This window comes from Streptomyces sp. 7R007 (genome assembly GCF_054850255.1).
Genome location: NZ_JBTWMV010000108.1, coordinates 1 through 9,862, shown reverse-complemented (window position 1 = coordinate 9,862; position 9,862 = coordinate 1). Strand labels below are relative to the sequence as shown.

Genomic DNA, 9,862 nt, shown 5'->3' with positions numbered 1-9,862 from the left:
CCGACGAGTACGGGCGCAACAAGGTCGAGCTCGAAGTCCTCGCCCGGGACAAGGAGTTCGCGGACCGGCTGCTCGCCGAGGTCGACGCCCTCGTGCGCGAGCACAACATCTTCCGCGGGCAGGTCCTCTCCTTCGAGGGCTCGGAGTTCGGCCACGGCCTCGGTCCCTTCCGCTTCCACCGCCGCCCCGCCCTCACCCGCGCCGACATCGTGCTGCCGGAGGGCCTGCTGGAGCGGGTGGAGCGGCAGGTCGTGGGCGTGGCCCGGCGCCGCGAGCAGCTGCGCGCGGCCGGCCAGCACCTGCGCCGCGGCCTGCTCCTGTACGGGCCGCCCGGCACCGGCAAGACCCACACGATCCGCTACCTCCTCTCCCACCTGCCGCAGTTCACGGTCGTCATCCTCGCCGGCGAGAGCATCCAGGCCATCGGCCCCGCCTGCGCGCTGGCCCGTATGCTCCAGCCCGCGCTGGTCGTCCTGGAGGACTGCGACCTGATCGCCGAGGCCCGCGACTACGGCGGCGGCGAACAGCCCCTGCTCTTCCAGGTGCTGAACGAGATGGACGGCCTCGGCGACGACGCCGACGTCGCGTTCCTGCTCACCACCAACCGGGCCGACCTCCTGGAGCCGGCGCTCGTGCAGCGCCCCGGCCGTGTCGACCTCGCCGTCGAGATCCCGCTGCCCGACGCCGAGGGCCGCGCCCGCCTGCTCTCCCTCTACGGCTGCGGGCTCGGCCTCGGCAAGGAGGTCGCCGACGAGGTCGTGGCCCGCACCGAGGGCACGACGGCCTCCTTCACCAAGGAGCTGGTACGGCGCGCGGTGCTGATCGCGGCGGAACGCGAGTCGCCGCGCACCGAGGCGGCCGACGTCCGCGAGGCCCTCGGCGAGCTGCTGTCAGACCGCGACCGGCTGACCCGACGCCTGCTGGGCGTCCGGGACGAGGAGCCGGAGGAGGAGTGGCCGGCGGACGAGGACGGCTGAACGCGGCAGGTGCCCGCCGGACGGACCGGCCTGGGCGCTGTTGCCTTGACGTCGGCGTCAAGGCGTACGTTCGTGGTCATGCGAATCGGCGAACTGGCCGCGCGGGCGGGGACCACGACGCGGACGCTCAGGTACTACGAGTCGCGCGGGCTGCTGCCCGCGCGGCGCGGCGACAACGGCTACCGGACCTACGACGAGAGCGACCTGAAGCTGCTGAGGCAGATCAGGACGCTGCAGGACTTCGGGTTCGACCTGGAGGAGACCCGGCCGTTCGTGGAGTGTCTGCGCGCGGGGCACCCGGAGGGCGACTCCTGCCCCGCCTCGCTCGCGGTCTACCGCCGCAAGCTGGACGAACTGGACGCGCTGATCGGCGAGTTGCAGGCGGTACGGGCGACCATCGCCGTACGGCTGGCCTCGGCCGACGGCGACTCACCGCAGTGCGAACTGGGAGGGCGGGAACTGTGAGCGTGACCGAGGTGACGGACGCGGACTTCGCGGCCGAGGTGATCGGGTCCGAGCTGCCGGTGCTGGTGGAGTTCACCGCGGACTGGTGCCCGCCGTGCCGGCAGATGGGGCCGGTGCTCAAGGCGCTGGCCGCGGAGGAGGGCGAGCGGCTGAAGGTGGTCCAGCTGAACGTGGACGCCAACCCGGAGACCACGAACGCCTACAAGGTGCTGTCGATGCCGACGTTCATGGTCTTCCGCGGCGGTGAGCCACTGCGCTCGATGGTGGGCGCCCGCCCCAAGCGCCGGCTGCTGGAGGAACTGGAGGACGTCCTGTGATCCCCTCCGCACCGGCCCGGCTACGCGAAGTCGGGCTCGAAACGCCGTAGGAGGTCCTCGCCCGGCTGGACCACGCCGTAACTGTTCTCCGGCACCTCGTTCCAGGCGCCGGGGAGATCGCCCAGCGGCTCCGAGACCACCAGACGGGTCTCGTCGGAGACGTCCCGCAGGAACGTGACGTCGGGATGGAGCGCGCGCAGGTCGGAGACGCGGCTGCTGTAGAACAGCGAGCGTGAGGCCCCGACGCTGGAGTACCGGAAGGCCCAGACGCGCTCCCCGTCGGTGACGGCGACCGTCATCTGCAGGGGATGCGCCACTCCGTGCGCGTGCCCCACCTGCTCGACCAGGCCCGCCATCCGGGCGACGGCCGCGGGGGGATCGTCGTCGAGTCCGTGGGTGAGGGCGAGGTGGAACATGAGCTCGGAGTCCGTGGTGCCCTCGATCGCGGGGAAGAGCGCGGGGTCGACGGCGAGGGCGAGGTCCCGGCGCAGCCGGTGGAAGTCGGCGATCGCGCCGTTGTGCATCCACATCCAGTGACGGTGCCGGAACGGGTGGCAGTTGGTCTGCTGCACGGCCGTCCCGGTGGAGGCGCGGATGTGGGCGAAGAACAACGGCGAGCGGACGTGCCCGGCGATCTCCTGGAGATTGCGGTTGCTCCAGGCCGGACCGGTGTCGTGGAAGACGGCCGGGGTGCGGGCGTGCTCCGAGTACCAGCCCACGCCGAAGCCGTCGCCGTTGGTCGTCTCCACGCCCATGCGTGAGTGGAGGCTCTGGTCGATCAGCGAATGCGTCGGGCGGTAGAGGACCTCGTCGAGCAGTACGGGCGTCCCCGAGTACGCGAGCCAGCGGCACATGATCGGCATCCCCGTCCCGGTCGGTATGTCCTCAGGGAAACACAGAAAAATCCCCCGGGCAATTGCGCCCGGGGGATTTTCCTGCGTATATTCAATGGTTCGCGACTTCACCGGAATTGAGTCGCGAAGAAGTTCAGTGAGCACAGTATATCTGGCCGGGAGTGGAATTGTCAAACAGCGATGAAATTCGCGGTGAGCAGGAATTCATCGACGAGTTGTACGCCCGTGTGGACGCCCTGCGCGGTGACACCGAGGCAGGTGTCACGGACGCGCTCGCCCAGGGCAACACGCCCATGCAGGCCCGGCTGGAACGGGACATCCTGGTCGCCGAGCGCTCCGGGCTGCTGGCCGCCCTGAACGCGGTGGACGGCTCGCTGTGCTTCGGCCGGATCGACCTGACCTCCGGGGAGAAACACCACATCGGCCGGATCGGACTGCGCACCGACGAGGCCGACCGCACCCCGATCCTCATCGACTGGCGCGCGGACGTCGCCCGCCCCTTCTACCTGGCCACCGGCCACACCCCGATGGGCCTGCGCCGGCGCCGGCACATCACCACCAGCGGCCGTACGGTCACCGCCCTGCACGACGAGATCCTCGACCTCGGCGACCGGCAGCGCACCGGCCACGAGGACCCCACCGGCGACGCCGTGCTGCTCGCCGCCCTGGACGCGGCGCGCACCGGCCGGATGCACGACATCGTGCAGACCATCCAGGCCGAACAGGACGAGATCATCCGCGCCCCGCACCGCGGTGTGCTCGTCGTCGAGGGCGGACCGGGCACCGGGAAGACGGCGGTCGCCCTGCACCGGGCCGCGTACCTGCTCTACGAACACCGCGAACTGCTCGCCAAGCGCGCCGTGCTGATCGTCGGCCCCAACCCCGCCTTCCTCGGCTACATCGGCGAGGTGCTGCCCTCCCTCGGCGAGACCGGCGTCCTGCTCGCCACGGTCGGCGAGCTGTTCCCCGGGGTGCGGGCGACGGCCACGGACACCCGCGAGGCGGCCGCCGTCAAGGGCCGCGCCGACATGGCCGACGTGCTCGCCGACGTCGTACGCGACTGGCAGGCGCTGCCCGACCCGGTGATCGCCATCGAGCACGACCGGGAGGTGCTGATGCTCGACGACGGCCTGGTCAGGGTCGCCCGCGACAAGACCCGGGCCGCCCGGCTGCCGCACAACGTGGCCCGCGAGCACTTCGAGGGGTACATCCTCAACACCCTCACCGAGCTGTACGCCGAACGCGTCGGCACCGACCCCTACGACGGCAGCAGCCTGCTGGACGCCTCCGACATCACCCAGATCCGCGACGAGATCGCCGAGAACCCCGAAGTGTGGTCCGCCATCGACCAGTTGTGGCCGCGGCTGACCCCGCAGCGGCTGGTCGCCGACTTCCTCGCCGACCCCGTCGGCTACCTCCCCGACGAGGACGCGGCCGCCATCCGCCGCCCGGTGACCCGGCAGTGGACCGTGGCGGACGTCCCGCTGCTGGACGAGGCGGCCGAACTGCTCGGCGTGGACGAGCGGGTGGCCCGGGCGCGGGCGGAGCGCGAGCGCGAGACGCAGATCGCGTACGCGCAGGGCGTGCTGGACGTGTCGTACGCCTCCCGCACCTACGAGTTCGAGGACAAGGACGACGAGGAGTCGGAGATCCTCTCCGCGCACGACATCATCGACGCCGAGCGGTTCGCCGAACGGCAGGTGGAGGACGACCACCGCAGCGCCGCCGAACGCGCCGCGGCCGACCGGACCTGGGCGTTCGGGCACATCATCGTCGACGAGGCGCAGGAGCTGTCGCCGATGGCCTGGCGGCTGCTGATGCGGCGCTGCCCGACCCGCTCGATGACCCTGGTCGGCGACCCGGCGCAGACCGCGGAGGCGGCGGGCGTCGGCTCCTGGGAGAAGATCCTCGAACCCTACGTCGAGGACCGCTGGGAGCACACCCGGCTGGGCGTCAACTACCGTACGCCCGCCGAGATCATGGAGCTGGCGGCGGCCGTCGTACGCGCCGAGGACCCCGGTTTCGAGCCGCCGAGCTCGATCCGTTCGACGGGGGTACGGCCCTGGGTGCGCGCCACCGACGACCTGCCCGGCGCGGTCGCCGAGGCGGTCAAGGAACTGACGCCCGCCGAGGGCCGGCTCGCGGTCATCGCCCCGCGCCACCTGCACCGCCGGCTCGCCGCCCGGCTGGACGGGGTGACGGCGGGCGCCGAACCCGACCTGACCCGCACGGTCGTACTCCTCGACGCACGCCAGTCGAAGGGTCTGGAGTTCGACTCCGTCCTGGTGGTCGAGCCCGGGCTGTACGGCACCAGCGACCTGTACGTGGCCCTGACCCGCGCCACCCAGCGCCTGGGCGTCCTGCACACCGGCCGCCTGCCACGGGCACTGGCGGACCGCTGACCCACACCGAGGTCCCTGCCCGACGACGGCCCATGTCGGGCAGGGACACCCGCCAGCGTTACGCCGGGCGCAGCCAGACCGTGGACAGGGGCGGCAGGGTCAGGCGGATGCTGGCCGGGCGGCCGTGCCAGCCCTGGGGTTCCGGCTTGACGACGTCCGGGTTGGTGACGTCGCTGCCGCCGTAGCGGGCGGCGTCGGTGTTGAGGGTCTCGTGCCAGGCGGGCACGTCGTCGGGGACGCCGATGCGGTAGTCGTGGCGCACGACGGGGGAGAGGTGGGAGACCGCGAGCAGCGGGGTGCCGTCGGCGGCGTAGCGGAGGAACGCGAAGACGTTGTCCTCGGCCGCGTCCCCCACGATCCACTGGAAGCCCGCGGGGTCGGTGTCCTGCTGCCACAGCGCCGGCGTCTGCCGGTACAGGGTGTTGAGGTCGCGGACCAGGTCCCGCACCCCGCGGTGGTCCGCCTCGGCACCGTAGTTCGGGTCGAGCAGCCACCAGTCGGGCCCGTGCGCCTCGGACCACTCGGCGCCCTGGGCGAACTCCTGGCCCATGAAGAGGAGTTGCTTGCCCGGGTGGGACCACATGAAGCCCAGGTAGGCGCGCAGGTTGGCGCGCTGCTGCCACCAGTCGCCGGGCATCTTCGACACCAGTGACCGCTTGCCGTGCACGACCTCGTCGTGGGATATGGGCAGGACGTAGTTCTCGCTGTAGGCGTACACCATCGAGAACGTCATCTCGTTGTGGTGGTACTTGCGGTACACCGGCTCGTGGCTCATGTAGTCCAGCGAGTCGTGCATCCAGCCCATGTTCCACTTCAGCCCGAAGCCGAGGCCGCCGAAGCCGCCCGGGCCCATGTGGTGCGTGGCCCGCGTGACCCCGTCCCAGGCGGTCGACTCCTCGGCGATGGTCACCACACCCGGCACCCGCCGGTACACGGTCGCGTTCATCTCCTGAAGGAACGCCACCGCGTCCAGGTTCTCCCGCCCGCCGTGCACGTTCGGGACCCACTGGCCGGGCTCGCGCGAGTAGTCGAGGTACAGCATCGAGGCCACCGCGTCCACCCGCAGGCCGTCGATGTGGAACTCCTCGCACCAGTACACGGCGTTCGCCACCAGGAAGTTGCGCACCTCGCGGCGGCCGAAGTCGAACTCCAGGGTGCCCCAGTCCGGGTGCGCGGCCCGCAGCGGGTCCTCGTGCTCGTACAGCGGGCGGCCGTCGAACTCCGCCAGCGCCCAGTCGTCGCGCGGGAAGTGCGCCGGCACCCAGTCCATCAGCACACCGATGCCGGCCTGGTGCAGCGCGTCGACGAGGTGGCGGAAGTCGTCCGGCGTGCCCAGGCGGGCCGTCGGCGCGTAGAAGCCGGTGACCTGGTAGCCCCAGGAGCCGCCGAAGGGGTGCTCGGCGACCGGCATCAGCTCGACGTGGGTGAAGCCGAGGTCCTTCACGTACGCGGGGAGCTGCTCGGCGAGTTGACGGTACGTCAGTCCCGGGCGCCAGGACGGGAGATGCACCTCGTACACCGAGAAGGGCGCCTTGTGCGCGGGTGTCTCGGCGCGGCGGGCCAGCCACTCCTCGTCGTGCCACTCGTGGTGGGCGGCGGTGACGATGGAGGAGGTGTTCGGCGGGGCCTCGGTGCGGCGGGCCAGCGGGTCGGCGCGCAGGGTCTTCGAGCCGTCGGGGCGGGTGATCTCGAACTTGTACAGCTCGCCCTCGCCGATGCCGGGCACGAACAGCTCCCACACGCCGGAGGAGCCCAGCGAACGCATCGGATGACCCGTGCCGTCCCAGAAGTTGAACGTGCCGGCCACGCGGACGCCGCGCGCGTTCGGCGCCCACACCGAGAAGCGGGTGCCGGAGACGCCCTGGTGCGTCATCGGGTGCGCGCCGAGCACGGTCCACAGCTGCTCGTGCCGGCCCTCGCCGATCAGATGCAGGTCGAGGTCGCCGAGCGTGGGCAGGAAGCGGTACGCGTCCTCGGTGTCCTGCACCGTCCCCTCGTACGTCACGAGCAGCCGGTAGGCCGGCACCTCCGCCAACGGCAACAGGCCGGAGAAGAACCCGTCCCCGTCGTCGTGCAGCTCGGCCCGCAGGTCCCCGGCGACGACGGTCACCCCCAGGGCGTACGGCCGGAACGCCCGGAAGGCGACCCCGCCGGGGACGGGGTGGGCCCCGAGCACGGCGTGCGGATCGTGGTGGGAGCCGACGAACAGCCGCTCACGATCGACGACGTCGAGGGCGGCGGAGGCGACGACGGCGGCGCCCGGGCCGACTTCCGCGGGCACGGGGGCCGGAGCGGGGGTGCCGGGGGCCTCGGCGTGGGTGACGGTGTCGACCGGCGTGACGGCTTCGGCAGCCGCGGGCAGCGGTGCCGGCGGCTGGGCGGCCGCCTTGGCGGGCGGGGCCTTCTTCACGGCCGTCTTCTTCGCGGCCGCCGTCTTCGCCGTGCTCTTCTTCGCGACCGCCTTCTGGGCGGCCGCCTTCGTGCCCGCCGCCTTCGTGGTCGCCGCCTTCTTCGCCGGTGTCTTCTTGGCGGGAGCCGTCGTAGCCGCCTCGGTCGCCGTGGCCGACGTCGCGATGACCTCCGGCGGGGTCGCCTTCTTCGCCGGTGCCTTCTTCGCCGGTGCCTTCTTCGCGACCGCCTTCTTGGCCAGCGTCTTCTCCGGTGCCGTCTTCGTGGGCGCCGCCTTCTTCGCCACCGTCTTCTCCGGTGCCGTCTTCTTGGCCAGGGCCTTCTTCGCCACCGTCTTCTCCGGTGCGGCCTTCTTCGCCGTGCTCTTCTTGGCCGGTGTGCTCTTCGGCTTCGGTGCCGTCGCCGCCTCCGCGGCCTTCTTCACGGTCTGCGCGGCCTTCTCGGCCGTCTTCTTGACGGTGCTCTTCTTCTTCGCGGTGCTCTTCTCCGCGGCGGTCTCCTCGGCCGTCTTCTTCGGATCAGGACCGCTGGACGGGGGACGCGGGGTCACGGGTGGAGCCTCCTCGGCGAAGGTCAGGTCGTTGTGGAATCGGGTTCGTCGGTCAGATCACGTCGGACGAGGCGTAGCGCTCGATCGCCGCCATCGGCACCGGCAGCCAGTCCGGGCGGTGCCGTGCCTCGTAGAGGACCTCGTAGATCGCCTTGTCCGTCTCGTAGGCCCGCAGCAGCACCGGGTCGGTCCGCGGATCGACGCCGCTGACCTCGGCGTACCCGGAGCAGTACGCGGCCCGGCACGTCTCGGCCCACCCGGGCGCCGGCGGGGTCGCCGAGTACGCGGCGTAGTCGAAGGAGCGCAGCATGCCCGCGATGTCCCGGCCCACCGGCTGCGGCATCCGCCGCTCGGCCAGCGACTTCGCGGGTTCCCCCTCGAAGTCGATCAGCCACCACTGCCCGCCCGGCGACCGCAGGCACTGCCCCAGGTGCAGGTCACCGTGGATGCGCTGCGCGGTCCAGGTACGTCCCTCCGCCGCCAGGTCGGCCAGCGCCGTGAACGCCGTGCGCAGCCCGGGCGCGTGGGGCCGGAGCGCGGGCACCGCCTGCGCGGCCGCCTCCAGGCGCTCGATCATGCCGTCCGCCAGCAGCCGCACCTGCGTGTGACCGAGCGTGACGGTCGGCAACGCGCGCGCCAGCGCCGTGTGCACCTCGGCGGTCGCCCGCCCCAGGGCCCGCGCCTCGGCGCCGAAGTCCTCGCCCTTGGCCAGCTCGCGCAGCGCCAGCTCCCAGCCGTCCGCCGCGCCCTGGAGGAACGGCTGGAGCACGCCCAGCGTGTACGCCTCGCCGGCCAGGTCGGCCCGGATCCACGCCGTCGGCGCCGGCACCCGCGGGCAGCCTTCGCGGGCCAGCGCCAACGGCAGCTCCAGGTCCGGATTGACGCCGGGCACCACCCGGCGCAACAGCTTCAGGATGAACGTATCGCCGTAGATGATCGACGAGTTGGACTGCTCGGCCGTCACCACCCGGGGCACGAGGTCGGCGCGTATCTCCTCGCGCCGCTTGAAACGAAGCCCGCCGATGTGGGCCTGGCTGCGGAACGCTTCCAGGAGCACCTCGGCGGGCCGGGGGTCGTACAGGGCCTCGTAGACGGTCTGGCCGGCGAGCGGGCCCTGCTCCACGTGTCCGATCAGCGCGGGCGCCAGCCTCGGGGGCAGCGCCTCGCGCACGCCTATGAGCAGCTGGTAGCAGTCGCCGGGGTGCGACTCGGCGCCCAGCGTGGACGGCTGGTGGGCGCGGACCAGCAGGTGGTACAGGCCCAGCCTGCTGTCGGCCGGCAGCAGCTCGGTGGCCGCGACCAGCGAGAACCCGGTGACCGGCCGTCCCTTGCCCGCGAACCAGCGCTGCCGCGGCAGCCACTCCCGCAGCAGCGGATCCAGGGACGCAAGGAGGCCGGGGCTTGCGGTGACGGTACGGGTGACGGCTTCCGACATGGCGTCGCGTCCTTTCCCCGGGGTGGTCGGGGTGTTACGTATGCGTGCCCCGGGAGGGGCGGTGGAAACCGCCCCGTCCCGGGTTGCGGTGCCTCCTACAAGGCCTTCGCCTCCCGCGGGGCCTATACGGCGTCCTTGCGGAGCCGGAACCAGTAGAAGCCGTGCCCGCCGAGGGTCAGCAAGTACGGCAGCTCGCCGATGGCCGGAAAGCGCACCCCGCCGAACAGCTCCACCGGGTGCCGCCCCTCGAACGCGCTGAGGTCCAGCTCCGTCGGCTGCGCGAAGCGGGAGAAGTTGTTCACACACAGGACGAGGTCGTCCTCGTACTCGCGCAGGAACGCGATCACCGCCGGGTTCGACGAGGGCAGTTCGGTGTACGAACCCAGCCCGAAGGCGGGGTTCTGCTTGCGGATCTCGATCATGCGGCGGGTCCAGTGCAGCAGCGAGGAGGGC

Annotated in this window: 8 protein-coding genes; 4 read left to right on the top strand and 4 right to left on the bottom strand. The window is 71.9% G+C overall.

Going from position 1 to position 9,862, the window contains the following annotated elements; genetic code table 11:
* From ACYF6T_RS43925 to ACYF6T_RS43915, 3 genes are all read left to right on the top strand, one after another.
* Positions 1-977 (top strand): AAA family ATPase (locus ACYF6T_RS43925; protein WP_461703594.1); only part of this gene is annotated, 977 nt, incomplete at its 5' end.
* Positions 978-1,055: 78 nt separating this feature from the next.
* Positions 1,056-1,442, top strand: a complete 387-nt coding sequence (locus ACYF6T_RS43920; protein ID WP_461703593.1) for a MerR family transcriptional regulator — start codon at positions 1,056-1,058, stop codon at positions 1,440-1,442.
* A gap of 2 nt (positions 1,443-1,444) precedes the next feature.
* The gene (locus tag ACYF6T_RS43915) at positions 1,445-1,759 is read left to right on the top strand and encodes a thioredoxin family protein (protein WP_461703592.1); all 315 of its coding nucleotides are present in this window, start codon (positions 1,445-1,447) and stop codon (positions 1,757-1,759) included.
* 20 nt (positions 1,760-1,779) lie between these two features.
* On the opposite strand, the gene ACYF6T_RS43910 is transcribed toward ACYF6T_RS43915, so the two are convergent.
* Positions 1,780-2,613: a class II glutamine amidotransferase gene (locus tag ACYF6T_RS43910; protein WP_461703591.1), complete on the bottom strand. Its 834-nt coding sequence runs from the start codon at positions 2,611-2,613 to the stop codon at positions 1,780-1,782.
* A 185-nt stretch (positions 2,614-2,798) separates the two neighbouring features.
* Between ACYF6T_RS43910 and ACYF6T_RS43905 the strand changes: the two genes are divergently transcribed.
* Positions 2,799-5,015: a HelD family protein gene (locus tag ACYF6T_RS43905; RefSeq protein ID WP_461703595.1), complete on the top strand. Its 2,217-nt coding sequence runs from the start codon at positions 2,799-2,801 to the stop codon at positions 5,013-5,015.
* 58 nt (positions 5,016-5,073) lie between these two features.
* Here ACYF6T_RS43905 and glgB read toward each other — a convergent pair whose 3' ends face one another.
* The 3 genes from glgB to ACYF6T_RS43890 all read right to left on the bottom strand — a co-directional run.
* Positions 5,074-7,974, bottom strand: coding sequence for a 1,4-alpha-glucan branching enzyme (gene glgB / locus ACYF6T_RS43900; protein WP_461703590.1), 2,901 nt, complete (start codon positions 7,972-7,974; stop codon positions 5,074-5,076).
* Between the two features lie 52 nt (positions 7,975-8,026).
* A complete protein-coding gene (locus ACYF6T_RS43895) occupies positions 8,027-9,409 on the bottom strand; it encodes a maltokinase N-terminal cap-like domain-containing protein (protein ID WP_461703589.1) in 1,383 nt (460 codons plus the stop codon).
* Between the two features lie 122 nt (positions 9,410-9,531).
* Positions 9,532-9,862 (bottom strand): alpha-glucosidase C-terminal domain-containing protein (locus ACYF6T_RS43890; RefSeq protein WP_461703588.1); only part of this gene is annotated, 331 nt, incomplete at its 5' end.

What these genes read in the sequence shown, in the direction of transcription:
- ACYF6T_RS43895 (WP_461703589.1), bottom strand. Translation starts at nt 9,409, where the DNA reads ATGTCGGAAGCCGTCACCCGTACCGTCACCGCAAGCCCCGGCCTCCTT.
- ACYF6T_RS43910 (WP_461703591.1), bottom strand. Translation starts at nt 2,613, where the DNA reads ATGTGCCGCTGGCTCGCGTACTCGGGGACGCCCGTACTGCTCGACGAG.
- ACYF6T_RS43920 (WP_461703593.1), top strand. Translation starts at nt 1,056, where the DNA reads ATGCGAATCGGCGAACTGGCCGCGCGGGCGGGGACCACGACGCGGACG.